23 protein-coding genes and 1 tRNA gene are annotated in these 25,241 nt (G+C 65.0%); 12 read left to right on the plus strand and 12 right to left on the minus strand.

Translation table 11 applies throughout. The features are described from left to right. The first annotated feature begins 157 nt into the window (after positions 1-157). Positions 158-439, plus strand: coding sequence for a hypothetical protein (locus AC3WR5_RS08980; RefSeq protein ID WP_310733300.1), 282 nt, complete (start codon positions 158-160; stop codon positions 437-439). A gap of 102 nt (positions 440-541) precedes the next feature. On the opposite strand, the gene AC3WR5_RS08985 is transcribed toward AC3WR5_RS08980, so the two are convergent. The 3 genes from AC3WR5_RS08985 to AC3WR5_RS08995 all read right to left on the minus strand — a co-directional run bounded on the left by AC3WR5_RS08985 (position 542) and on the right by AC3WR5_RS08995 (position 3,376). Continuing rightward, on the minus strand, positions 542-814 hold the full coding sequence (locus AC3WR5_RS08985) for an IS66 family transposase (RefSeq protein WP_310733301.1): 273 nt from the start codon (positions 812-814) through the stop codon (positions 542-544). 234 nt (positions 815-1,048) lie between these two features. After that, positions 1,049-2,008: a PDR/VanB family oxidoreductase gene (locus tag AC3WR5_RS08990; protein WP_141284548.1), complete on the minus strand. Its 960-nt coding sequence runs from the start codon at positions 2,006-2,008 to the stop codon at positions 1,049-1,051. A 90-nt stretch (positions 2,009-2,098) separates the two neighbouring features. Next, entirely contained in the window at positions 2,099-3,376 is a 1,278-nt protein-coding gene (locus tag AC3WR5_RS08995; protein WP_492483654.1) for a Rieske 2Fe-2S domain-containing protein, read from the minus strand. A 317-nt stretch (positions 3,377-3,693) separates the two neighbouring features. On the opposite strand from AC3WR5_RS08995, the gene AC3WR5_RS09000 reads away from it, so the two are divergent. After that, positions 3,694-4,410: a GntR family transcriptional regulator gene (locus tag AC3WR5_RS09000; protein ID WP_492483656.1), complete on the plus strand. Its 717-nt coding sequence runs from the start codon at positions 3,694-3,696 to the stop codon at positions 4,408-4,410. A 276-nt stretch (positions 4,411-4,686) separates the two neighbouring features. On the opposite strand, the gene AC3WR5_RS09005 is transcribed toward AC3WR5_RS09000, so the two are convergent. After that, the gene (locus AC3WR5_RS09005; protein WP_492483658.1) at positions 4,687-5,550 is read right to left on the minus strand and encodes a fumarylacetoacetate hydrolase family protein; all 864 of its coding nucleotides are present in this window, start codon (positions 5,548-5,550) and stop codon (positions 4,687-4,689) included. 685 nt (positions 5,551-6,235) lie between these two features. Here AC3WR5_RS09005 and AC3WR5_RS09010 point away from each other — a divergent pair. Next, positions 6,236-6,787: a hypothetical protein gene (locus AC3WR5_RS09010; RefSeq protein WP_492483660.1), complete on the plus strand. Its 552-nt coding sequence runs from the start codon at positions 6,236-6,238 to the stop codon at positions 6,785-6,787. Between the two features lie 614 nt (positions 6,788-7,401). Here AC3WR5_RS09010 and AC3WR5_RS09015 read toward each other — a convergent pair. From AC3WR5_RS09015 to lgt, 4 genes are all read right to left on the minus strand, one after another. Next, a tRNA-Val gene (locus tag AC3WR5_RS09015) sits at positions 7,402-7,476 on the minus strand. Positions 7,477-7,558: 82 nt separating this feature from the next. Next, complete coding sequence (gene dnaQ / locus AC3WR5_RS09020) at positions 7,559-8,266, minus strand: DNA polymerase III subunit epsilon (RefSeq protein WP_492483662.1); 708 nt, start codon at positions 8,264-8,266, stop codon at positions 7,559-7,561. A gap of 31 nt (positions 8,267-8,297) precedes the next feature. Next, positions 8,298-9,296 (minus strand): tetratricopeptide repeat protein, encoded by a 999-nt coding sequence (locus AC3WR5_RS09025; protein ID WP_492483664.1) that lies wholly within the window; start codon positions 9,294-9,296, stop codon positions 8,298-8,300. Beyond that, positions 9,296-10,126, minus strand: coding sequence for a prolipoprotein diacylglyceryl transferase (gene lgt, locus AC3WR5_RS09030; RefSeq protein WP_492483666.1), 831 nt, complete (start codon positions 10,124-10,126; stop codon positions 9,296-9,298). The genes AC3WR5_RS09025 and lgt overlap by 1 nt, the downstream gene beginning before the upstream one ends. A gap of 81 nt (positions 10,127-10,207) precedes the next feature. Between lgt and ilvD the strand changes: the two genes are divergently transcribed. Continuing rightward, complete coding sequence (gene ilvD, locus AC3WR5_RS09035) at positions 10,208-11,896, plus strand: dihydroxy-acid dehydratase (RefSeq protein ID WP_492483668.1); 1,689 nt, start codon at positions 10,208-10,210, stop codon at positions 11,894-11,896. A 76-nt stretch (positions 11,897-11,972) separates the two neighbouring features. Here ilvD and AC3WR5_RS09040 read toward each other — a convergent pair whose 3' ends face one another. Next, the gene (locus AC3WR5_RS09040; protein ID WP_231012959.1) at positions 11,973-12,320 is read right to left on the minus strand and encodes a TIGR04438 family Trp-rich protein; all 348 of its coding nucleotides are present in this window, start codon (positions 12,318-12,320) and stop codon (positions 11,973-11,975) included. A gap of 35 nt (positions 12,321-12,355) precedes the next feature. Between AC3WR5_RS09040 and AC3WR5_RS09045 the strand changes: the two genes are divergently transcribed. From AC3WR5_RS09045 to opgC, 3 genes are all read left to right on the plus strand, one after another. Next, positions 12,356-12,652 (plus strand): c-type cytochrome, encoded by a 297-nt coding sequence (locus tag AC3WR5_RS09045; protein ID WP_492483670.1) that lies wholly within the window; start codon positions 12,356-12,358, stop codon positions 12,650-12,652. 140 nt (positions 12,653-12,792) lie between these two features. Further along, positions 12,793-14,259 carry a DUF4139 domain-containing protein gene (locus AC3WR5_RS09050; protein WP_492483672.1) on the plus strand — a complete coding sequence of 489 codons (1,467 nt, stop codon included), beginning with the start codon at positions 12,793-12,795 and terminating at the stop codon, positions 14,257-14,259. 145 nt (positions 14,260-14,404) lie between these two features. Beyond that, positions 14,405-15,577 (plus strand): OpgC domain-containing protein, encoded by a 1,173-nt coding sequence (gene opgC, locus AC3WR5_RS09055; protein ID WP_492483674.1) that lies wholly within the window; start codon positions 14,405-14,407, stop codon positions 15,575-15,577. 7 nt (positions 15,578-15,584) lie between these two features. Here the strand turns inward: opgC and AC3WR5_RS09060 are convergent, their stop codons facing one another. Further along, entirely contained in the window at positions 15,585-16,337 is a 753-nt protein-coding gene (locus tag AC3WR5_RS09060; RefSeq protein ID WP_492483676.1) for an SGNH/GDSL hydrolase family protein, read from the minus strand. Positions 16,338-16,478: 141 nt separating this feature from the next. Next, positions 16,479-18,446, minus strand: a complete 1,968-nt coding sequence (acs, locus tag AC3WR5_RS09065; RefSeq protein WP_492483678.1) for an acetate--CoA ligase — start codon at positions 18,444-18,446, stop codon at positions 16,479-16,481. 178 nt (positions 18,447-18,624) lie between these two features. On the opposite strand from acs, the gene AC3WR5_RS09070 reads away from it, so the two are divergent. Beyond that, positions 18,625-19,236, plus strand: a complete 612-nt coding sequence (locus tag AC3WR5_RS09070; protein WP_492483680.1) for a TIGR00645 family protein — start codon at positions 18,625-18,627, stop codon at positions 19,234-19,236. 54 nt (positions 19,237-19,290) lie between these two features. On the opposite strand, the gene nhaA is transcribed toward AC3WR5_RS09070, so the two are convergent. Beyond that, positions 19,291-20,484: a Na+/H+ antiporter NhaA gene (gene nhaA / locus AC3WR5_RS09075; protein WP_492483682.1), complete on the minus strand. Its 1,194-nt coding sequence runs from the start codon at positions 20,482-20,484 to the stop codon at positions 19,291-19,293. A 77-nt stretch (positions 20,485-20,561) separates the two neighbouring features. Here nhaA and AC3WR5_RS09080 point away from each other — a divergent pair, with 77 nt between their 5' ends. The 4 genes from AC3WR5_RS09080 (at position 20,562) to AC3WR5_RS09095 (ending at position 25,200) form a co-directional block, all read left to right on the plus strand. Continuing rightward, positions 20,562-22,088 carry a fumarate hydratase gene (locus AC3WR5_RS09080; protein WP_492483684.1) on the plus strand — a complete coding sequence of 509 codons (1,527 nt, stop codon included), beginning with the start codon at positions 20,562-20,564 and terminating at the stop codon, positions 22,086-22,088. A gap of 134 nt (positions 22,089-22,222) precedes the next feature. Next, a complete protein-coding gene (locus AC3WR5_RS09085; RefSeq protein WP_492483686.1) occupies positions 22,223-23,431 on the plus strand; it encodes a hypothetical protein in 1,209 nt (402 codons plus the stop codon). 52 nt (positions 23,432-23,483) lie between these two features. Next, positions 23,484-24,122, plus strand: a complete 639-nt coding sequence (locus AC3WR5_RS09090) for a TerD family protein (protein ID WP_492483688.1) — start codon at positions 23,484-23,486, stop codon at positions 24,120-24,122. A gap of 25 nt (positions 24,123-24,147) precedes the next feature. Then, positions 24,148-25,200, plus strand: coding sequence for a hypothetical protein (locus AC3WR5_RS09095; RefSeq protein ID WP_492483690.1), 1,053 nt, complete (start codon positions 24,148-24,150; stop codon positions 25,198-25,200). The last annotated feature ends 41 nt before the right edge of the window (positions 25,201-25,241 follow it).

Raw genomic sequence — 25,241 nt, forward strand, 5'->3', positions numbered from 1 at the left:
CCCGGACCGAATGACGTGCTGGTCCGGGTACGGTCTTGCGGCATCGTGCCCAACCTCGCGAACATCCTCGCCAACTGGCCAACCTGGTTCCCCGAACGACCACAGCCGCCGTTGCCCGCGATCCCCGGGCGCTCCGCACGAGGTAGTTCTGCAAGGGATGCGTGCGCTCAAGCGAGGCGGCAAAGCGGTTGACATCGGCGCGATCGCGGGAGCGCTCCCAATCGACATCCACACGATGATGGATTGCCAGCAGTCTTTGAGCGGATCGCTTTGGTTTACCGCCACGGAAGGTGAGGACATGGCCGACATGGCGGCTCGTGGCCTGCTCGACCTATCGATCTTCGAACAGGTCAAGTTCCCACTCGACCGCGTCAACGAAGCTATCGCCGGAATCACGAACCGAAACGGCGGGTTCAGCAACTACGTGATCAATCCCTGATCTCAGCCGGCGGCCGCAAGGTTCGCTGGCGTCCGCGGCTTGCAAACCCGGCAGCGGATTGTTCGGCTCCTACAGGGCCAGGCGATCTTGCGCCTGGTGCAGTCATTCAGACATTGCCCCCACGGCATGCGTGCTGGCCGAGGAGACGCCCAATTCCGGCGGGCACACCAGAACGGCCATGGGCGCAGTGTTGAACCGTGGGGCCAGTTGATCCGGTCCGCGCTGGCTCTTGGGCAGCGCCTGCAGAGCGTCGTGGAAGTAGCGTCGGCAGTGCGCCCAGCAAGCCACCCTCGTGCAGTTGCGCTTCACTTCGTTCGTCGTGATCAACTTACGGCGGGACTTGCACCCGCAAGAGTGCGCCCATGCTGGGCGCACAACGGAATCAGAACCTGCGCACAGGTCCTGATGGGGTGGGTCTGGGTGTGTGGCCGATGCCTTTGGGCATGGCCGATGCGATGGGCTAGAACGGGTCGTCGGGATCGAACTCAGGCGGTGCCTGGTCGGGCATGAGTTGTTCGTGCCACGCCTGCTGTATCTGTGGCCCGTAGGCGGCCCACAGTCACCGAGTCAGATTGGCAGAGAAGCATCAGCAATGCAATGATGGCCGATTTACAAATCGAGCTCTAGCACCGGCGACATCGCTCGGGAGACGCACACCATCATGCTCTGACCGGCTGCACGCTCCGCCTTCGTCAAGACATGGTCGCGATGATCGACGACGCCTCCGCAGACGGCGGTCTCGCACGCTCCGCAGATGCCCTCGCGGCATGAATTGGCCACAACCACGCCATTCGCATCTAGAACGTCCAACACCGACCGGTCCTCGGGAATCGAAAGGCGCAAGCCGCTCCTCTTCAAGACCACCTCAAACTCCGCCGGCTCGGCTTGGTGGACGTTCGACGCGTCGGCGCTGAACCATTCGAAGTGAACAGTGTCCGGGTCACGGTTCAAGCAGAGGCTCTCGACCGCCTTCATCAACGGGGAAGGTCCGCAGCAGTAAACGTGCTCCCCCGGCTTCGGGTCTGAGAGCTCCGCCTGCAGATTGGGCAGGCCGGACTCGTCGTCGAAATGGAATCGCACCGACTCGCCCATGCCATTCAGTTCCTCGAAGAATGCGGCGCGCACCTTCGATCGAACGCAATACAGCAGCGACCACGCTTTTCCGGCTGCTATGCACCATCGAATCATTGACAGGATCGGCGTGATGCCGATGCCACCGGCGATGAAGCGGTAAGAGGCCGCCTCGCGGGTGAGCGGGAAGTTGTTACGCAGAGCCCGGACGTTGACCGATGTGCCAACCTTCACGAGGTCGTGCAAAGCCGCAGAGCCGCCACGACTTGCGGCCGCCCGCGCCACCGCAATGACGTAGCGGTCCGCCTCCGCACTGTCATTGCAGATCGAGTAATGGCGAACGAGGTGTCTACCCCCTCCGGACTGCAGAACGTCGATCTCTAAATGAGCACCGGGTTCGAACGGCGACAAGTCCTTGCCGTCGTGAGAGCGCAGCTCCACCGAAATAATGTCGAGGGCTTCCGCTCTGATGGCAGCAACGGATAATGTAAACGTCATGAAACTCCGCTCTTCAATGCCGATACACCGAAGGGCAGAGCATCTGCCCTCCTGTGAGTCGGCTATGAAATCAAATCACCGAAAACCAACTCAGCCTATGCTGCCCCACTCAGGCGTGATTCCTTCAATCATCTTGTGCGTTTGAGGATCCAGAAACGCGTTACCAGACTTGACTTCGATGAGTCGCTTGACGCCGGCACCTGCACCGACGGGGCTCTTGCCGCTCGCCACCGCGAGCCCCTGCTTCTTGAACATCCGGCGCGCCATGCCAATTGCGGTATCAGGCACAGTGAGATGCTCTTCCGAATGCAGCGTGATGTCGCCCTGCCCCTTTTGAGAAGCGTAGTCAGTCTGCCAGTTCTGATGATCTTCAAGCGACCATTCGCGGAACGGCCTGCCATGCTTGGGGCCCCAGTTGTCCTTCAAGAAACCCAACAATTCAAGGTTCGCGATGGCATCGTTGTTCGGTCCCATGCGATAGAGCACGTAGTGGCGATAGCTGGTGTCGTCCGCCGGCACGAGCCAACCGATGCTCGAATAAGACATATCCTCGTCGGTCACGCCAGGGGTGCAATGCAGGTTCGGCATGATCACTTGGGCGATCCGCTGATGGAGACGCCCATCTGGCAGACGACGTAGAGAGCGGTTCACCACGCCGTCGTCGGTGTACTTGGTTTCCACTTCCGGCATGATGCCGAAGCTCTCGGTGAACTGCATACCGTTGATCGCGTAATGTGTAATCGCGACATGGAACGGGTCTGCGAAGTTGTCAAACAACTGGAACCAGTTGTAGTCGTTGCTGGCCGCGATCTTCGGGTGTGGCCCGTTGGGTCCCGAAGTGTTTTCCTTCGCAACAAGGTACTCCCCCTCCTGCATGTCCAGTTCAAGGGAAATCGTCGGAAACTCGGGCTGCTCCGCCGGGGGGCCCATGTAGGCGAACACCATGCCGAACTTCTCCACCACGGGATACCAGGGCTGACGGACCCGGTTCTTCGTGTCACTGCTCGGCTCGCAAGGCGTTTCCAGGCACGTTCCGCACGGGCTGAAGAGCCATCCGTGATAGCAGCACCGGATCCCCTTTTCTTCGACCTTCCCATAAAGCAGCGACGTGCCGCGGTGCGCGCAACGAGGATAAAGGAGACCCACTTCCCCCTCCGCGCTCCGGAACAGCACCAGCTCCTCGCCGAGCGCCTTGATCAGCTTCGGGCGAGACGTCGCATCTTCGGCCATGGCGATTGGCTGCCAATACCGGCGAAGCAGTTCGCCACCTTTCGTTCCGGGCCCGCAGCGAACCAAGTCTTCGTCTGGCTTTCCCGCAATATGGCCATAGGCGCGACCATCAGTGTCGTGGTTTGCTTGCATTGTCATGCGAGGATCCTTCGTTTGAGCAGCGATCAAAATAATGCAAGAGCGCATCAAAGAACGTCGCGATCCACTTGTCGTGAAGCAGCCCGCGCGATCCGGAGCGCCCTTAATTTCCATGTTCTGCACTTTTGTGCACAGAAAAGATGTTCACACATTTCTATGGGCGACACCTTAGGGCTTGTACTAACGAACGATGCAGCATGCCGCGGTGCAGCTGTCGCCTCGCCCAGCAGCCCAGCTGCATGCTTTTTGTGCGGTTCCGGAATAATGTGCACAAAGAGCGATTGTTCGCAAGCAAGGTCTCTGGCAAAATCTCGCGAATGAGAAACGATGCCCCCATCGCGTCCGCGCCGCCGGAAGCCCCGTTGGTCGAACAGGCCTACGAGGCCTTGCGGCGTTCGTTAATCCGCTGCGAGTTCGAGCCCGGCCAACGGTTGCGGGTTGAGGAACTGCAGCGTCGGTACGGGTTCTCGAGCAGTCCACTGAGAGAGGCGCTCAATCGTTTGGTGCAACAGGGGTTCGTCCGTACCTTGGAACATCGCGGCTTCCGTGTGGCCCCACTGTCGATTGAGGGCATCACCGACCTGACCCGGGTGCGTCTGCTGGTGGAATGCGAAGCATTGCGCGACGCGATGCGCCACGGCGACGACCGCTGGGAAGCCGGTCTAGTTGCCGCTTTACACGCACTGTCGCTTGTCGAGAAACGCCTGGGCACCGGCCCGGTGGTTCTCGACGACGAATGGACGTCGCGCCACCGCGCCTTCCACTTAGCCATATACAGCGGCTGCACCTCGCCGCTGCTCACGGAGATGGTCGACGGCCTGTTCGACCAGGCTGAGCGGTTCCGCCGTTTCTCGGCGCGACTCCGCACCGCTCACCGTGCGAAGAACAACGAGCACCAGCGACTGTTCAACGCAGTTTTGGCACGCGACGAGGTTCAAGCGCTGGCACTGCTGGAGCAGCACATTCGCAGCACCGAGCGCAACGTAACGACCGCGCTTCGCACGCTGGCGGCCGGCAATAGCGGCCCGCATTGATCACCGGCCGCGCCGCCTCAAGCGCTCAAGTAGTCCCGGTAGCTCTTCAGCGGCGCAGAGTGCCGACACGTGGTGATCAGACCGCACCACTGCGATGCGCGCTCCGTGCGCCTGCAGCCAGAGGCGGATCAGAGGTACGGTCTGGTCCACCGCCCACACCCGTGCCACGTGGTACTGCGGCGCACCAGGCGGTGTGCGACGATGGCTGCGGAAACAGCGATTCATCGCAGGCACTGTCGGCAGAGAGCCGTGCGCCAGGAACGGGGTCATCGCCCCTTAGGCGTGAGCGACGATCGGGTTGCGCAACAGCCCCACTGCCTCGATTTCCACCTCAACCACATCACCGACCTTCATGAACTGCGGCGGCTTTTTGCTCCAGCCGACGCCGGCAGGCGTGCCGGTGATGATCACATCGCCAGGCACCAGCGTAAATATTGTTGATGCATAGTTGATCAGCCGCTCGACCGAAAAGATCATGTGCCCGGTGTGACTGGATTGAACCACTTCTCCGTTCAGACGCGTCTCGAGCTTTAGTTGTTGGCCCGGCTTGATCTCGTCAGCGGTCACCATCCATGGCCCAAACGCGCCGGTCGATTCGAAATTCTTGCCCGAGGCGATCTGCTTCGCGTGAAATTGCCACTCGCGCACGCTCGCGTCGTTGTAACAGGCATAGCCGGCTACGTAGTCAAACGCTTCGGCAACGGGTATGTCGCGGCCCTCTCGGCCGATGATCACGGCCAGCTCACCCTCCCAGTCCAGCGACGGAGACGCATTGGGAAGCACGATCGGCTGCTCGTGCCCCGCCTGCGAGCGCCACACTCGAAGGAAGATTGGAGGATATTCCGACAACTCGCGTTGCATTCCTGCGGCCAGCACTTCCTGATGGTGGTCCATGTAGTTGCGAACCGCGCAAACAATCTTTTCCGGTTTCGGGATGACCGGCAGAAAGACGATCTCACTCAGCTGGGCATCGATGGGACAGCCCTCAACATGCTCAGCCGCGTCGCGGTACCCGCCACAGGCGATGTAGTCCTGCAACGTCTGCACATCGGTTCGCCAGTTCGACAAGTCCACCACCCCATCGCCGACGACAGCGCCCCAGGCTTCCCGACTTCCCACGCGATAGGACAAAAGCTTCATGTTTATCTCCGAATCAACTAGCGCAGATCAAAAACGTCCACCGCAAACTATATCGTCAAAAGCCATTTTTGTGCATAAAATTTTACCTTAGGCAGACACCGTGGAGAAGCCAAAAAGCGCAGCTCGATCCGCCCGCCTTTTGTAAGCGTTCCCAATGTCATCCGACTGCCCCACGTCGAGTCGCTCGACCTCTTCAGCGCTCAGCAGAACGACTAGCCTGTGGATTCGGTGCCATACAACTCCAACCCCGTTGCGATGTCATAGCGCGAGCTTTGAATACTGCGAAGCATCCAACAGGCATGCCACAAGTCACTCACACCACCCACTCCCGAACTGAGCGCGATTCAAGGGGAGCGTGCCGGTCGCGTCGTAGGGCCAGACGTGCGGCTAGCATCCAGGAGGCGGCCGGAAACCATACGCATAGTCCGAGCGAGCCGGCCATCGCTCTTAGCCAGGCGCTGCCAATTGCGCACGAGGTTCGCATTGAGGCAGTAGGTCGCCGCCAACGTTGTGGCCCGTCGCTTCAAGCCCGCGCGCCCAAATGAGGCTTGGGCCAGCGACATCACCTCTATCGGCACGCGCAGCGGTACCAGCCGCTGGCTAAAGGCAAGTTCAACTCGGAGGAGGGCTCGCTGGACGTGTCATTGGTGCCGGTGCACTGAAGCTGACCTTCAAGCTCTATGGCGTGGGCGGGCCTTACTTTGGCCTTTCGGCCGCGGGCGCGGCCAATGGCACCTTCGAGAAGAACGGTGCGCCTGGCGAGGAAGGCGTTCGGGCTTCGATAGACGGGAAGTTGAAAGGCTCGCTGGGCGTGGGTGGCGGACTGGACTTCTTGAAGAAGATGTTTTCAGATCTGGCGGGTGATTTCGAGCTGGTGAACTATGACTTCGACATCTTCACGATGCCCGTTTGGAACGACTTCTTTCCGTTCCAGGGCGACGGCAGCATCCTCGTGCGCGACAACGGCAATGTGGCCGACGACATCTTCGAGGTGGCCGTGGACGGTGTGGTGCTTGGACGCACCAGCAAGGGTGGCAGTGGACAGTTCCGTGTATCCAGCTTGAGACCGGGAGCCCATACGCTGCGCTTGCTCACGGTGGAAGACGACTCCCCGCCCGGCACCTGGGAAGTGAGCCTTGCCAATGGGCTGACCTTCGATGACGGAAGCAGCCTGAAGTCAGGCGGCCTGACTCTGGGGCAATTTCAGACGCTGGGCTTACTTGTGCCGCAGCCCTGAACGGGCGAGCCGGCAGGCGCACGATATGGTGATATGCCAGATCTCGGCCAGGGGGGGCCGTGCATGTGAAACGAGCTCACAGACGGCCTCTTCAGTCCAGGAATCAACTGCTCAAGCGCTGCCGCTGAAAATTGCAGCCATGCTGCATTGAACTTGCAAACGGCAATCCATGCGCGTACAAGTCCTTCAAGTTCGGTAAGAGCGCCAGGGCCCCAGTCTGGTCGGCCAAGTGCCTGATCGCACATGGCGGTCAAACGCCGACTCAGTAGCTACGCGAACGATCGGTGGCACACCGCAAGGGCCCAACCGCGGTGGGCCTGAGCGGACAGGGGCGTCGCGCAAAGCGGCCCTGCTCGCCAAAGCCGAAATCAGTGGTCATCGCAACTCGGTAGCACCGTGCGAGGTCCGCGCAACAAGGCTTGGGCGTAGCCGCCATCCCGCTTAACGACATGGGCCGTTCCCTGCGCGCCAAGCTTGCCTACGGATGCATCTTTTCTGCTTAAGCAATCTTGGCGTGGGCCAAGGCTCGCCATCGACTTTCCCCACTTTTCCCCCACCACGACGAAAAACGCCACCCGAAGGTGGCGTAAGTCGTTGATTTACTGGGTAAATCCTGGTGGGCGGTGCAGGGTTCGAACCTGCGACCCCTGCCGTGTGAAGGCAGTGCTCTACCGCTGAGCTAACCGCCCGAAAACTGAGGGCACCTTGGTCAAAATCAGCAGCGATTTGCTTGATTTTTTGAAGGATCTTTTGTTCCCGGGAAGCCTCGCATTATGCCATGACTTTTCGCCAGATCGCAAGCCCCCCGGCGGATTTGTCGAGTTCCTTCAGTACCGTCTCGTGGAGCAGCAGTTCGGCCTCGTCGGCGTCCAGCACCGGCAGCATGAAGCCTGAAAGGTCGATCTGCGCCACGGCCAGGCCGGGACCGCTGCCGCTGTCGGCGGAGTCGATCATCAGCGTGTTCTGGCCACGCGTGAGGCGGATGTAGACCTCGGCCAGCAGGCCCGCGTCCAGCAGCGCGCCGTGCAGCGTGCGGTTGGAGTTGTCGACCTCCAGGCGTTTGCACAGGGCGTCCAGCGAGTTGCTCTTGCCGGGGAACATCTCGCGTGCCATGAACAGCGAGTCGGTGATGCGGCCGACATGCTCGGCAAAACGTGGGCGGCCGATGCGGCGCAGTTCTTCGTCCAGGAAGCCGACGTCGAAGCTGGCGTTGTGGATGATGATTTCGGCGCCGCCGACGAAGTCCATCAGGTCATCGGCCACGGCGGCAAAGACTGGCTTGTCGGCCAGGAATTCGTCGGTCAGGCCGTGGATGCGGATCGCGTCTTCGCTGCCCTTGCGCTCGGGGTTCAGGTAGAAGTGGCGGTGCTCGCCGGTGAGGCGGCGGCCGACCATTTCGACACAGCCGACTTCGACGATGCGGTCACCGGTCTCGGGCGACAGGCCGGTGGTTTCTGTGTCCAGGAAGATCTGGCGCATGCGGGTTCTCTCGCTCTTTGGTTCGCGCAGCTCAGCCGAGTTCGGCCAGCCGCTTCTTGATGTCTTCAACGTTCTGCGGGTTCGGGTTCACCGAGCCCAGGTAGCGCTTGTACGCTGCCTTGGCCTGCGTGGTGTCGCCCTTGCCCTGCAGTGCCACGCCAACGCGGTAGTCGATCGGGAAATTCTCATGGCCAGGCAGTGACTCGGCCAGCTTCAGCTCAGCCAGCGCCGCATCCCACTGCTGCAACTCGGACAGGGCCCGCGCCAGGCTGTAGTGCGGGCCAGGTTGCGCGGGCCGTTCGTGCACCATGCGCTCGAACAGCTCGCGCGCCTTGGCCGCCTGCCTGTCCTGCAGCAGGGCCAGCCCCAGCGCATTCCACTGCCCTCGCAGCTCAACCGCCAGCTCCAGGTCATTGCCGGGCTGCACCGAGGCGAGCAGGCGCTCGGCATCGGCCAGCTTGGTCCGGTACAGCTGCACCATGGCGGTCAACAGCTTGCCGTATTCGACGGCCCTTGCGCTCTCGGCCTGCGCGATCTCGCTGGCCTTGGCGACGCTGCCGCCAACAAAGCCGGGCACCATCAGGTAGTACTGCACCAGCCCGGCGCGGGCCGGCGCGAAGGCCGGGTCCAGTTCCAGCGCCTTGGCGAATTCGTCGCGCACCTTGCCGACGCCAAACGCGGCCTTCATGATGCCCTGGGCCAGGATGTTGATGGCCGTGACCGCGCCCACGCCGTAGTGGCAGGCTGCGACCTGCGGCGTCTTCTGCACGCAGGCCTCGAACTTCGCCAGAGCGGCATCGCGGCGCGCGGCGGCGTCGGGCACATTGCGGCCGACCACGCTCTCCAGGTAGGCCAGCCAGGCCGGGCCGTCATCCGGGTGCGCCGCCAGGCGCGTTGTGGCGGCCTGCTCCAGCTCGACCAGCTTGTGCGCGTCGGCCAGGGCCTGGAGTTGCGGGTCGCGCAGGCCTTCGGCGCGCGCGCCTTGCGTGGCCAGCAGCGTGGCCAACGCCAGTGCGGCCGGCCAGCGCATCAGGCGTTCGCCGCCGCTGGCAGCGGCTGCTTGCGGCTCCAGGCAAACAGCAGTGCGCCGCCAATGATCATCGGCAGGCACAGCCACTGGCCCATGCTCATGTTCAGCGCCAACAGGCCGAGGAAGCTGTCCGGCTCGCGGAAGTATTCGGCAATGAAGCGGAACAGGCCGTAGCCGACCAGGAAGGCGGCAGACACCTCGGCTCGGCGGCGCGGCCTGCTGCCGAACCACCACAGCAGCCCGAACAGCAACATGCCTTCCAGCAGGAACTGGTAGACCTGCGACGGATGCCGGGGAGTGAGGCTGCCGGACTGCGGGAAGATCATCGCCCAGGGCAGCGACGGATCGGCCTCGCGGCCCCAAAGCTCCCCGTTGATGAAGTTGCCGACGCGGCCGCTGGCAAGGCCGGTCGGCACGCAGGGCGCGATCAGGTCGGTCACGTCCCAGAACGAACGGCGGCGCAGCAAAGCGAAGACGAACATCGCGGCGATCACGCCCAGCAGCCCGCCATGGAAGGACATGCCGCCCTTCCAGACCGCGAACACCTCCAGCGGGTGCTGCAGGTAGTACATCGGCTTGTAGAACAGCGTGTAGCCTATGCGGCCGCCCAGCACCACGCCGACCACGCCGAAGAACAGCAAGTCCTCCACGTCCCGCCGCGTCCAGCCGGCGTTGGCGAACCAGGGTTTTTTCACGCGCCGCGCGCCCAGGTACAGGAACAGCGCGAAGGCGACCAGGTAGGTGATGCCGTACCAGTGGATCTGGACGGGCACGCCAAATCGCGTGAGGTCCAGCGCGATGGGGTTGAACTGAGGGTGCATCAAAGGCATGGGGCGGGATGATAAGGCGGCCCGCTGTCACCCTGCCTTGCCAGGGCTACACTGAGGCTTCTGGACCAACGCCCTTCCGCCATGGCCTCCGACCTGAACCGCCGCTCCAAGCACATCACCGAGGGCGTTGCGCGGGCGCCCAACCGCTCCATGTACTACGGCATGGGCTATCAGGAGACCGACTTCGGCAAGCCGATGATCGGCGTGGCCAACGGGCACTCCACCATCACGCCCTGCAACTCGGGCCTGCAGAAGCTGGCGGACGCGGCCGTCATCGGCCTGAAGGAAGCCGGCGCCAACCCTCAGATCTTCGGCACGCCGACCATCTCCGACGGCATGGCCATGGGCACCGAAGGCATGAAATACAGCCTGGTCTCGCGCGAGGTGATTGCCGACTGCGTGGAGACCTGCGTCGGCGGCCAGTGGATGGACGGCGTGATCGTCATTGGCGGCTGCGACAAGAACATGCCGGGCGGCATGATGGGCATGCTGCGCGCCAACGTGCCGGCCATCTACGTCTACGGCGGCACCATCCTGCCGGGCCGCTACAAGGGCCAGGACCTGAACATCGTCTCGGTCTTCGAGGCGGTTGGCCAGTTCTCCGCCGGCAACATGAGCGAGGAGGACTTCTGCGAGATCGAGCGCCGCGCCATTCCCGGCACCGGCTCCTGCGGCGGCATGTACACCGCCAACACCATGAGCTCGTCCTTCGAAGCGCTGGGCATGAGCCTGCCGTATTCGTCGACCATGGCCAATGTGGAGGACGAGATCGTCGCCAGCGTGAAGCGCTGCGCGGCGGTGTTGGTGGAGGCGGTCAAGCAGGACCTGAAGCCGCGCGACATCGTCACGCGCAAATCCATCGAAAACGCCGTGGCCGTCATCATGGCCACCGGCGGCTCGACGAATGCGGTGCTGCACTTCCTGGCCATCGCGCATGCGGCCGAGGTCGAATGGACCATCGACGACTTCGAGCGCATGCGCCGCAAGGTGCCGGTGCTGTGCGACCTGAAGCCCAGCGGCCAGTTCCTGGCGATTGACCTGCACCGCGCCGGCGGCATACCGCAGGTCATGAAGACGCTGCTGGCCGCGGGCCTGCTGCACGGCGACTGCATGACCATCACCGGCAAGACCGTGGCCGAGAACCTGGCCGACCTGCCGGACCAGCCGCGCGCCGACCAGCAGGTGATCCGCCCGATCGCCAACCCGATGTATGAAGAAGGCCACCTGGCGATCCTCAAGGGCAACCTGAGCCCGGAAGGCTGCGTGGCCAAGATCACAGGGCTGAAGAACCCGGTCATCACCGGCCCGGCGCGGGTGTTCGACGATGAGCAGTCCGCCCTGGCCGCCATCATGGCCAAGCAGATCCAGGCCGGCGACGTGATGGTGCTGCGCTACCTGGGCCCCAAGGGCGGCCCGGGCATGCCGGAGATGCTGGCGCCCACCGGCGCGCTGATCGGCCAGGGCCTGGGTGAATCGGTTGGCCTGATCACCGACGGTCGCTTCTCCGGCGGCACCTGGGGCATGGTGGTGGGCCATGTGGCGCCGGAAGCCTTTGATGGCGGCACGATTGCGCTGGTGCAGGAAGGCGACTCGATCACGATAGACGCGCACCAGCTGAAGCTGCAGCTGAATGTGGCTGACAGTGAAATCACCCGCCGCAAGGCCGCGTGGGTGAAGCCCAGGCCACGCTACACGCGCGGCGTGCTGGCCAAGTTCGCCTTCAACGCATCCAGTGCCAGCGCCGGCGCAGTGCTGGACCGCTTCGACTAGGCAGGTGCCCGCCCACCCAGCGAAAAACTGCCGCCCGGAGAGCCCGTGCGGCAGCTCGTTGTTTTGGGAAGACGGTTCAGCGCTTGCGGTTGCGATTGCCGCCACGCAAATGGTCCAGGCCCATGTTGGCAATGTTGCGCCGCCGCCGCTCGGCCTTGCGCTCCTCGTCTTTTTCCATTTCGCGCTTGCGCGTCAGGCCACTGGCATCGGCATAGGCCCACCAGGCCAGCGCCAGCACAAAAGGCAAGGCAATCCACCACCAGTCCAGGTGACCCACGAAGCCCCAATCCAGCAGCCAAAGTGCCAGCAGCACCACCCCGATGATGATGAACGCCATGTGCGATTTCCCGGTTGCCGCGCCGCTCGAACGCAAACCCTGCGTCGCAGCCGTCCCTACAATGTTCTGGGCACGAATGTAATTCACACAGCCCTCATTTCCTCACTCACGGAAAGATGCCGATGAAAGCGATGATCACACTACTGGCCCTGGTGGCCGCCTCGCCAGCCTTTGCACAAGCCGAGTTGGCCGCCAAGAAGAACTGTCTGGCCTGCCATGCCGTCGATAAAAAGATCGTCGGCCCGGCCTACAAGGACGTGGCGGCCAAATATGCCGGCCAGAAGGACGCGGTGGCCAAGCTAGCCGAGAAGATCCAGAAGGGTGGCTCCGGCGTGTGGGGCCCCGTGCCAATGCCAGCCAACGCCGTCACGCCAGACGAAGCCAAGCAACTCGCGACCTGGGTGATGTCGCAGAAGTGACGCCGCGGCAGCCGCCGCACACTCACCCGCCCAAGGCCGCACCCGCGGCCTTTTTGCTGCCCGCAACTTTCTCCTGGGCGGTTCACCCCGTTCCTCGCGCTGCGCCGTAGAAGCTGGTATCAAGACCTCAGGATGCCACCATGACCCGGCTCAACCAGCTTGCACTCGCCGCCATCAGCGCCATCGCCTTCGCTGCACAGGCGCAAGCCCCCGCTCCCGCCCTCGCCGGCACGGAACAACGCAGCACGCTGGCCGACCAGCAGGCGATTGCGCTGACCATCTACAACGACGACCTGGCGCTGGTGAAGGACAGCCGCCAGCTCGCGCTGCCGCGCGGCGTGAGCCGGCTGGCGCTGCGCGATGTCAGCGCCCGCATGCGGCCCGAGACGGCGCAGCTGCGCAGCCTGTCGCAGCCCGGTGCCTTGAGCGTGCTGGAGCAGAACTTCGACTTCGACCTGCTCACGCCGGCCAAGCTGCTGGAGAAGTCGGTTGGCAAGACGGTGCGGGTCATCAGGACGCATCCGCAGACCGGCGCCGAGACCGTGGAGACCGCCGAGGTGCTGAGCGCGAACCAGGGCGTGGTGCTGAAGATCGGCGACCGCATCGAGACCGGCATGCCGGGCCGGCTGGTGTTCGACGGCGTGCCGGCCACGCTGCGCGACCGGCCCACGCTGGTCACAGAACTGGACAACCAGCTGGCCGGCCCACAGGCCACCGAGCTGTCCTACCTGACCGGCGGGCTGTCCTGGCACGCCGACTACGTGGCCGAGCTGAGCGCCGATGACCGCACGCTGGACCTGAACGGCTGGATCACGCTGACCAACCAGAGCGGCACGGCCTATCCGAACGCCGCCGTGCAACTGGTTGCCGGTGACGTGAACCGGGTGAAGGAGCAGATGGACATGCGCATGGCGCGCGGCCGGGTCGTGATGGCCGAGGCTGCCGCCCCTGCCGCACCAAAGGTGGCGCAGGAGGCCTTGTTCGAATACCACCTCTACACGCTGGGCCGCGCCACCACGCTGGCTGAGAACCAAACCAAGCAGGTCGCGCTTATGAACGCCAGCGGCGTGCCGGCGACCAAGGAGCTGCTGTTCAGCGGCAGCGACCACTACTACCACGACAGCGTGGGCGAACTGGGCCGCAAGCTCAAGGCACAGGTCTTCGTGGCCTTCACCAACCGCGAGGCCGAGCACCTCGGCCAGCCGCTGCCCAAGGGCGTGGTGCGGGTCTACAAGCGCGACAGCGCCGGCCTTGCGCAATTCGTCGGCGAAGACCGCATTGACCACACGCCGAAAAACGAGACGCTGCGGCTGCACCTGGGCGAGGCCTTCGACGTGACGGCCGACAAGAAGCAGACCGACTTCAAGCGCCGCGAGCCGACCAACCAGGCCAGCTATGTGGCCGAAAGCGCCTACGAGATCGTGCTGAAGAACGCCAAGCCCGAACCGGTGACGGTCACGGTGCGCGAGCCGGTGCCAGGCGACTGGAAGATGCTGGAGAGCTCCCAGCCATACGAGAAGGTGGCGGCCGGCACGGCGCAGTGGCGCATCAAGCTGCCGGCCGAGGGCTCGGTGACGCTGAAATACCGGGTGCTGACGCGGTTCTGAAAAGGGGGCGCCAGGCGGCATGCCGCGTGCCCCTGTGGCGGCATCGGCGTCGCCTTTCGCGCTTCGCCTGCTGCCACCTCAGGAGCCCGTTGCCGATGCGCCCGGTCCATGTTGCCGCTGTTCAAGCTCTCGCAGCGGGTTCTTCGTGACACGCCGCTGGGAAATCGACGCCTTGCGCGGGCTGATGCTGGTGCTGATGACGCTCACGCACCTGCCCACGCGCTTCTCGGACCCGACCGGCCAGCCGTTCGGCTTCGTGTCGGCGGCCGAAGGTTTCGTGATGCTGTCCGGCTACATGGCCGGCATGGTTTACACACGCAAGGCGCGTCAGAAAGGCGACGCCGTGATTCCCGGCGCTTTCCTGCGGCGGGCGCTGAAGATCTACCTGTGCCAGGCCGGCCTGCTGTTGTTCCTGTTCACGCTGATCGCCATCGTGGGCCTGATGGCGCGGCAGGAAGCCGTGACCAACCTGCTGTCCTTCTACCTGGCGCACCCGCTGCAGGCCTTTGTCAGCGGCATGCTGCTGGTCTACAACCCGCCGCTGCTGGACATCCTGCCCATGTACATCCTGCTGATGCTGGTCAGCCCTCTGGTGCTGCTGCACGGCTTGCACCGCGGCTGGGGCGGCGTGCTGGGTTTGAGCCTGCTGCTGTGGCTGGCGGCGCAGTTCGACCTGCCGCACCTGCTCTACGACCGCATGGCCGAGGCCAGCAGCCTGCAGTGGATGCCGTTTGCCGAACTGGGCTCGTTCAAGCTCTTCGCCTGGCAGTTCCTGTGGGTGCTGGGCCTGTGGATGGGCGCCAGCGGCGCCGACGACGGCCCGACGCCGGGTTGGGACTTTCCGCGCTGGATGGTCAACACAACACTCGCCGTTGCGACGGTGATGCTGATCTGGCGCCATGCGGTCGGCCAGGTGCCGTTCAGCGAACCCAGCGCCTTCAACCTGCTGTTCGACAAGTGGCAACTGGGCCCCATGCGCTTGATCAACTTCTGCGCGCTGCTGGTGCTGGTGATGCACTTCGGGCCCTGGCTGAAGACCCGGCTGCCGCGTGTGACAGCGCTTGAAACCCTGGGCAAGGCCTCGCTGCCGGTCTTCTGCATGCACCTGCTGCTGGCCCTGGTGGCGCTGACCATCTTCGGCTCGTCCACGCCGGAACGGCCGGTGTGGATCGACGTTGTGATCCTGTCCGCCACGCTGGGCGTGTTGTACGGCGTGGCCTGGGGCAGCCTGCGCATTGATGCCCGGGCGGCCGAAGCGCGCAAGAAGCTGGCGGCCCGGCGGCAGATGCGCCGCGGGCCGCATGCCCCGGCCGCGTGAAGCGGGCTCAGCGAGCGGCGGTCTGCACCGCTTGCGGCGCCTGGCGCGGCAGCAGGTGGGACGCGATCTCCTTGCGCCACAGCGCATAACCCTGCTCGTTCATGTGCAGCCGGTCTTCCAGGAACAGCTCCGGGCGCGGCTGGCCCTGGCTGTCCAGCATCTTCGAATAGATGTCGATGAAATCCAGGTTGGCGGTCTTGTCGGCGTAGGCTGCGATCAAGGCATTGGTGTCGTGGATGGACGGCATCAACGAGGCGCGCAAGGGGCTGGGCTTGATCGACAGGTAGGCGATGCGGGTGTCCGGCAACGCTGCCTTCACGCCTTCGACAAGCGTCTGGAAGCTTTTCAGCACGTCCTGCGGCGTCGCGCCTTCGGCCAGGTCGTTGTCGCCGGCATAGACCACCACCAGCCGCGGCTGGTAGGGCAGCACCAGCCGGTCCAGGTAGCGGGCCACGTCCGACAGGCGCGAGCCGCCGAAGCCGCGCTTGATGACGCTGGGCTGCTGGTCGAACTGGGTCTCGAGATTGCCCCACAGCCGGATCGACGAGCTGCCGACGAACAGCACGCCGCCAGGCTGGGGCGCCGCGGTGCGGTCCGCCGCGGCAAAGGCGTCCAGGCTTTCGCGCCAGCGGGCGTCGATTTCGGACCTGGCGGAGTTGGGCGACCGCAGCGGGGTTGTCAGCGACTGGGCACGGGCGGCGCCCAGCGCCGCCATGCTGAGGCCAGCCACGGTCGCGGCCGTTCGCAAGGACTTTCTCATGTGATCACTCCTGCGTGACAAAGCAGTCAGGTGCAGGCGGCACGGCGAAGTTCCGGCCCCAAGGGATTTCAAGACGTAACAGGAACGCCCGGACAGCAAAAAGGGCGGCACTGCGCCGCCCTTTCACCGTTCCTTAGCGCCTTAGTTGACCTGGGAGAGCTGGTCGAGGATGGCAGGGTTCTCCAGCGTCGAGATGTCCTGCGTGATGGCCTCGCCCTTGGCCACCTGCCGCAGCAGCCGCCGCATGATCTTGCCCGAGCGGGTCTTGGGCAGGTTGTCGCCGAAGCGGATGTCCTTGGGCTTGGCGATGGGGCCGATTTCCTTGCCCACGTGGTCGCGCAACTGCTTGGCAATCGCCTTGGCTTCTTCGCCGGTGGGGCGCGGGCGCTTGAGCACCACGAAGGCGCAGATGGCTTCGCCCGTCGTGTCGTCCGGCCGGCCCACCACGGCCGCTTCGGCCACCAGCTCGGTGCAGCTGACCAGCGCCGACTCGATCTCCATCGTGCCCATGCGGTGGCCGGAGACGTTCAGCACGTCGTCGATGCGGCCGGTGATGGTGAAGTAGCCGGTCTTGGCGTCGCGGATCGCGCCGTCGCCCGCCAGGTAGTACTTGCCCTGGAAATCGGCCGGGTAGTAGCTCTTCTTGTAGCGCTCCGGGTCGCCCCAGATGGTCCGGATCATGCTCGGCCAGGGCTTCTTGACGACCAGGATGCCGCCTTGCCCGTTGGGCACGTCCTTGCCGGTTTCGTCGACGATGGCCGCGGCGATGCCGGGGAACGGCAGCGTGCAGGAGCCAGGCACCATCGGCGTGGCGCCCGGCAGCGGCGTGATCATGTGGCCACCGGTTTCGGTCTGCCAGAAGGTGTCGACGATGGGGCAGCGGCTGCCGCCCACGTGCTGGTAGTACCACTCCCAGGCCGCAGGGTTGATGGGCTCGCCAACCGAGCCGAGGATGCGCAGGCTGCTCAGGTCGTAGCTCTTCGGATGCACCTCGTCCTTGGCCTCTGCCGCCTTGATCAGCGAGCGGATGGCCGTGGGCGCGGTGTAGAAGATCGTGACCTTGTGGTCCTGGATCATCTTCCAGAAGCGGCCGGCGTCCGGGTAGGTGGGCACGCCTTCGAAGACGATCTCGGTGCCGCCCAGTGCCAACGGACCATAGGTGATGTAGGTGTGGCCGGTGACCCAGCCGATGTCGGCGGTGCACCAGAAGATGTCGTCGGCCTTCAGGTCGAAGGTCCACTTGGTGGTGAGTGCCGCGTGCAGCAGGTAGCCGCCGGTGCTGTGCTGCACGCCCTTGGGCTTGCCGGTGGAGCCGGAGGTATAGAGCAGGAACAAGGGGTGCTCGGCCTCAACCCATTCCGGCTCGCAGGTCTCGGGCTGGTCCTTCATCAGCTCGGCCAGCCACAGGTCGCGGCCTTCGGTCATGCTGACCTGGGCGCCCGCGCGGTTGACCACCAGAACCTTGCTCACCGAGTCGCAGCCGCCCAGCGTCAGCGCCTCGTCAACGATGGCCTTCAGCGGCAGCTGTTTGCCGCCGCGCACCTGGCAGTCGGCCGTGATGACGGCCTTGGCGCCGGTGTCTTCGATGCGGTCGCGCAAGGAGTGGGCCGAGAAGCCGCCGAACACCACCGAGTGGGTCGCGCCAATGCGGGCGCAGGCCTGCATCGCGGCCACGCCGTCGACCGACATCGAGATGTAGATGATGACCCGGTCGCCCTTGCCGATGCCGATGGCCTTCAGCGCATTGGCCATCCGGCAGGTCTTGGCCAGCAGCTGCGCGTAGCTGGTGTGGGTGACCTCGCCGCCGTCGGCCTCGAAGATCAGCGCAGTCTTGTCGCCCAGGCCGCGCTCGATGTTGCGGTCCAGGCAGTTGTAGGAGGCGTTGAGCAGCCCGTCCTCGAACCACTTGAAGAACGGCGCGTCGGCCTCGTTCAGCACCTTGGTGAAGGGCTTCTTCCAGCTGAGCAGCTCGCGCGCCTGGCGGGCCCAGAAGGCTTCGTGGTCCGCTTCGGCTTCGGCGCACAAGGCGTCGTAGGCGGCCATGCCGGACACATGGGCCTGGGCCACCAGTTCGGCGGGCGGCGCGTAAATCTTGAGGTCTTCACTCATGTCGTCTGTCTCCTCGGTCTTGATTGCCTGCACGGGCCTGCCTGCCGATGGGCTTTGCCCGTTTGGCCTGCACTGTGGTCCGCTCGTCTGACGAAGGGCTTACTGGATCACACCCATAGAATTCCCGGCATCGGCCAGCCCTCCGGGCCTGCCCCCATCCCTGACGCCCTCGCACCTCATGACGCCAACACCCAATCCTCCGCCCCGCCCGCGCCTGGGCGTGCTGCCAGCCGTGATCTTTGCCAGCCGCTGGCTGCAATTGCCGCTGTACCTCGGGCTGATCCTGGCACAGGCGGTATACGTGTTCCATTTCTGGGTCGAGCTGGTGCACCTGATCCAGGCAGCGCTGGGGGACTCGCATGCGCTGGAGATCCTGGTCAAAAGTGTGGGCTACGGCCATGCAGACGCGCCGCCCAGCGGGCTGAACGAGACCATCATCATGCTCGTGGTGCTGGGACTGATCGACGTGGTGATGATTTCGAACCTGCTGATCATGGTGATCGTCGGGGGCTACGAGACCTTTGTCTCACGCATGAACCTCGAAGGCCATCCAGACCAGCCCGAATGGTTGAGCCATGTCAATGCTTCCGTACTGAAAGTCAAGCTCGGCACCGCCATCATCGGCATTTCGTCCATCCACCTGCTGAAGACCTTCATCAGTGCCGAAAACTACAGCGAGAAGACCCTGATCGCGCAGACCGTGATCCACCTGGCCTTCCTGCTGTCGGCCATTGCCATAGCGGCGTCTGACCGCATCCTGTACGCCAGCAAGAACCCCGACCCGCATTGAGCCGCCCCCTTCAGCGTCGGGGCGTGCATGAAAACGCCGGGCCGCCCCAAGTTTTCATGACCCCCTCGGGGGGCGGGCCGGGCGCAGGCCGGTCCTGGGGGTACTCAGCACCCAAGCCCCGAGGGCCGCGGCAATGATGGAGCCGCCCAGCACGCCCAGCTTCAGCTCGGTTTCCAGCAGCGGGTTGCCCTCGAAGGCCAGCCCGCCGATGAACAGGCTCATCGTGAAGCCGATGCCGCACAGCAGCGACACGCCCAGCACCTGGCGCCAGGCGGCCCCTGCCGGCAGAGCGGCCCAGCCGGCGCGCACCAGCAGCCAGACGGTGCCGAACACGCCCACCGCCTTGCCCAGCACCAGCCCGGCGGCAATGCCAAGCGTGACGGGCGCCAGCAGCACCGAAGCCGAAGCGTCCAGCAGGCTCACGCCGGCATTCGTGAACGCGAACACCGGCAGCACCAGGAAGGCCACCCAGGGATGCAGCGCATGTTCGGCGTCTTCCAGCGGCGAGCCGCCGTCCGGCCGCCGCACGGGGACCGCCAGCGCGGTGGCCACACCCGCGAGCGTGGCGTGCACGCCGGACTTCAGCACGAAGACCCACAGCACCAGTCCCAGCACGACATAGACGCCCACATTCGTCACCCTGGCCCGGTTCAGTCCCCACAGCCCGACCAGGCAGGCCCCGGCGCCCAGCAGCATGCCCATTGACAGCTGGCTGGTGTAGAAAACCGCGATCACGCCAATCGCGCCCAGGTCGTCGATGATCGCGACCGCCGTCAGGAACACCTTCAGCGAGGCCGGCACCCGCGAGCCCAGCAGCGTGACGATGCCGATGGCAAAGGCGATGTCCGTCGCCGAAGGAATGGCCCAGCCACGCAGTGCGACCGGGTCGGCATGGTTGATGGCCGAGTAGATGAGCGCCGGCACTGCCATGCCGCCCAGCGCCGCGGCCGCCGGCAGGATGGCCTGGCTGCGCGAGGCCAGTTCGCCTTCGACGAACTCGCGCTTGATCTCCAGCCCGACCAGGAAGAAGAACACCGCCATCCACAGGTCATTGACCCAGACGACCAGCGGCTTGGCCAGCACCAGCCAGTCGCCGGCAATGCGGACCTCGCCCGGCAGCTTCAGCAAAGCGGCGTAACTGGCGCCCAGAGGGGAGTTGCTGACGACCAAGGCCAACACCGCGGCGACCGCCAACACGATGCCACCTGCGGATTCGTGGGCGAAGAAACGACGCAGTGCTGGGGTCATTGGTGGGCTCCCTTCAGTAAAATCCCGGATGCATTCTGCCGCCTCACGGCAGACCTCCGCCCGCAAGAAAGCCAAGCATGACCACCATCCGCCAGGCCGATCTGATCGAGTCCGTCGCCAGCGCGCTGCAGTACATCAGCTACTACCACCCGGCCGACTACATCGCCCACCTCGCCCGCGCCTATGAGCGCGAAGAAAGCGCGGCCGCCAAGGACGCGATCGCCCAGATCCTGACCAACTCGCGCATGTGCGCCGAGGGCAAGCGCCCGATCTGCCAGGACACCGGCATCGTCAACGTATTCCTGAAGATCGGCATGGACGTGAAGTGGGAAGGCTTTGGCAAGGGCTCGGTCACCGACGCGGTGAACCAGGGCGTGCGCCAGGGCTACCTGAACCCGGACAACGTGCTGCGTGCCTCGGTGCTGGCCGACCCGATCTTCGAGCGCAAGAACACCAAGGACAACACGCCTGCCGTGGTGCACATGGAGCTGGTGCCTGGCGACAAGGTCGACGTGATCGTCGCCGCCAAGGGCGGCGGCAGCGAGAACAAGTCCAAGATGTACATGCTCAACCCCAGCGACAGCATCGTCGACTGGGTGCTGAAGACCGTCCCGACCATGGGCGCCGGCTGGTGCCCGCCGGGCATGCTGGGCATTGGCGTGGGCGGCACGGCCGAGAAGGCCGTGATGCTGGCCAAGGAAGTGTTGATGGAAGACATCGACATGTACGAACTGCTGGACCGCGGCCCGCAGAACAAGCTCGAAGAGCTGCGCATCGAGCTGTACGAGAAGGTCAACGCGTTGGGCATTGGCGCGCAAGGCCTGGGCGGCCTGACGACCGTGCTGGACGTGAAGATCAAGACCTTCCCGACGCACGCCGCCAGCAAGCCGATCGCGATGATCCCGAACTGCGCTGCCACCCGCCACGCGCACTTTGTACTGGATGGCTCCGGCGCCGTGCACCTGGACCCGCCCAGCCTGGACCTGTGGCCCGACGTGACCTGGGCGCCGGACTACAACAAGAGCAAGCGCGTGGACCTGAACACGCTGACGCCGGCAGAAGTCGCGAGCTGGAAGATCGGCCAGACGCTGCTGCTCAACGGCAAGATGCTGACCGGCCGCGACGCCGCGCACAAGCGCATCAAGGACATGCTGGCCAAGGGTGAAGCCCTGCCGGTGGACTTCGCCAACCGCGTCATCTACTACGTCGGCCCGGTGGACCCTGTGCGCGACGAAGTGGTCGGCCCGGCCGGCCCGACCACCGCCACCCGCATGGACTCGTTCACCGAGATGATGCTGGCCCAGACCGGCCTGATCTCGATGATCGGCAAGTCCGAGCGCGGCCCGGTCGCCATCGAAGCCATCAAGAAGCACAAGAGCGCCTACCTGATGGCCGTGGGCGGCAGCGCCTACCTGGTGTCCAAGGCCATCAAGGCCGCCAAGGTCGTCGGCTTCGCCGACCTGGGCATGGAAGCCATCTACGAGTTCGACGTGGTGGACATGCCAGTGACCGTGGCCGTCGATTCGACGGGCACCAGCGCCCACATCGAGGGCCCGAAGACCTGGCAAGCCAAGATCGGCAAGATCCCAGTGGTGGAGGCTTGAGCAAGTAGAAATGCAATTCAGCCCGCCAGAACCGCAGCTGGCGGCGCTGGATTGCGTTTTGTCTCAAGGGGTGGCCGTGGGGGCCCGTGTTGGGATAGGCTAGGCGCCCTGTCATTCCCCAGGGAAAGAACGCCTTGAGCAACACCCCGAGTTCGCTGCCCACGACGCTGGCGACCACCTCGTTGTCACCGCTTTCGCCGCTGCCCGGCAGCAGCAACTTTGCGCTGGTCGGCATTCCGGCCGACTTCCCCGTTGCCTTGAACGACGAGCAGCGCAACGCCATCGGCGCGCAGATCGCCAGCGTCAGCCTGGCGCAGACGCCGATGCTGGACATCGCCAAGCTGGGCGGCGAAGCCGAGCAGTCGCTGCACCGCACGCTGGGCCAGTTCCTGGACCGCATCGAGAAAGCCGAACAACCGCGCATCTTCAAGCTGGTGGCCGGCCTGAGCGAAGCCGTCGAAAGCGAGAAGCTGGACGCGCTGGCCGACAAAATCCTGAACGCCCAGCCCAGCGCCATGGAGCGCTTCATGGGCATGTTCAACAAGAAATCTTTGAGCAAGGCCATGAGCCGGGCTTACGAAGAGGTGCGGCTGGCCGCGTCCGGTAAGAGCAAGAAGCTCTCGGACCTGATCAAGACCATGGAAGTGGAGCTGCAGCAGGAGCAGCAGCGGCTGGACGGCGAGGTGCGCAACCTCGAACAGCTGAAAAACGCCTACCGCGAGCGCTTCGTCGAGTTCGCCCAGGTGGCGGCCTTCCTGATGGGCTTTGTCAACAAGGCCCGCGCCGAGCTGGGCGAAGCCATCAGCAATGGCGCCGACAGCGGCACCGTGGCCACGCTGCAGGACAAGCTGCAGGCGCTGGAAAGCCGCGCGCTGGCCATCGAGAGCACACTGTCGCGCCTGCCATCCGACCAGATGGTGATCCGCCAACTGCAGAACGCCGGCATCTCCACGCTGCAGGAAACCACGACCACCGCATCCTCGCGCTTTGCCAGCATCAAGATGACGCTGCTGACCATCCACGGCGCGCTGGTCACGCAGGGCGTGCAGCGCCTGGCGGAACAGGGCGCCGCGCTGGACGCCAACCTGCTGGCCGTACGCTCCAAGCTGATGACCGAAGTCGTCGGCAAGGCCGCCACCGCGCCGGGCGACAACCGCCTGGCCCAGGCGCGTCAACTGCAGGCCATCGTGGCCGACACGCGGCAGCTGGTCGGCATCGTCGAGCAGGCACGGGCCAAGAACACGCAGAGCTTCGAGCAGGCCCGGCAGATCTTCGCGCAGGCGCGCCAGGACATGGCGCAGCTTGGCGCGGTGATCCGCCCTGACCTGCCTGCGCAACGCTGAGCGCGCTCGCCCCCTTTTCGTTTTTCGCTCCCTTCCGCAAGGAACCCGCTTCATGTCCAAACTCGTTCTGAACCTGGCCAAGCCCGGCGAGCAAGCGCCCAAGCTGCAGCTCAACCTCAGCAAGGGCGAAGCCTTCACCGCCAAGCTCTCGTGGGACGGCGAGACCGACCTCGACCTGCACGCCATCGTCTGCGTCAATGCCGGCGATGGCGCCAAGGCGCAAAGCCTGGAAGACATCCTGTCGACCTACAACGTGCGCCGCAAGATCGGCGGCCAGGAAGTTGGCGTGCTCGACAAGCAGTCCGACGGTTCGTTCCAGGTGCACGGCGGCGCGCTGCGCCACAGCCCGGACGCACTGGATGGCGCGCTGGATGGCGTGGACGAATGGATACGCGTGGACCCGTCCAAGCTGCCTTCGGTCAGCAGCGGCGTGCTGGAGATTCCGCTGGTCGCGATGATCCACACCCAGGCAGCAGCCAAGCGCTTCGGCCAGGTGCAGAACGCCGAGATCGCCATCGTCAACGCCAGCGGCGCAGAACTGATGCGCGCCAGCCTGTCCAACCAGTTCGGCGACTTCATCGGCGTGCAGATGGGCTCGATCATGATCGAGGCCGGCGGCAAGGCCAACTTCGTCGCGGTCGGTGTCGGCTTCAACGGCGACTTCAACAGCGTGCTGGGCCACTTCTCCTGAAGCACGGCCCGCTCCCCCAGGCTGCATGGCCACCCGCCCGACGGTGATCGGCGGTGCAGCACCGCCGCCCGCCGACAGCGGCGCTCCGCCGGTGCCGACGCGCATCGGCTCGCCTGTGCCTGCCGCGCCGGCGAGCGCGTTGCCGGCCGCTCCTTCGCCCGCCGCCGCAGCGCCCTTGCCCAGCGCCATGCCCACGCGCCTGCCGGCTGCCCCATCATCGCCAGCAGCACCGTCCGCCAGCCCGCCACTCAGCGTCGTCACCACCAAGACCGATGCCACGCCCAGTCGCCTGCCCGGCGTGCCGCGCAAGCCGTTGGCGGTCGACGACGCAACGCTGACCCAGCAGTTTCCGGACGCCCCACCCGCCCTGCTGGCACGCGCCCGGCAGCTGCTGGCTGGCGTCGTGCCAGCGGTGTTCGACCGGCCCGCTGCCGAGCGCTTCGGCCGCGAGACCCAGGCGCGACACGCCGGCCTGGTTGACGAGCTTCTGCAGCTGATGGACCACGAGCCGCTTCGCGCGGCGCCCCGCCACATCGAACGCCTGCTGGCGCTGCTCGAAGACCTGGCCGAGACGCTCGCGCCCTCCACTTCCGCGCTGCCCTGGAGCCGGCGCAAGGCGCCACGCGCACGGCTCGCCGCGCTGCGGCCGGAGATCGACACGCTGCGCGCAGCGCTGGAAGCCGCGGACGGCCCACTGGCCCAGCTGCGCGCGCAGCTGGCCACGAACCAGCAGGCCGCCGCCGAACTGCTCACCGAGCTGCAGGCGCTGGGCCTGGCCACCGAAGCATTGCCTGCCCTGCTCCCCGCGGCACAGCGCGAAACCCTGGCACTGTCGCTGCAGGACCGCCTCGTCTCATTGGCCCGCACCCAGGCCACGCTGCAACAGCACCGCCTGCAAGCCGAGCAGGCCGATCACCAATTGGCGCAACTCGCCAGCCGGCTGCACGACACCGTGCGTGTCAGCCTGCCGGCATGGCTTGCCAGCATGGCCGCGCTGCCCGCCGAACCCGCGCACGACACCGAACGTTTCCTGCTGCAAGAGCGCCTTCAAGCCGTGATCCACGGCCTCAGAAGCTGAGCGCCACCCCCGCAGTGCCGATTGATCCTCCGAAAGAACCG

The organism is Ideonella sp. FW305-24 (assembly GCF_058788035.1).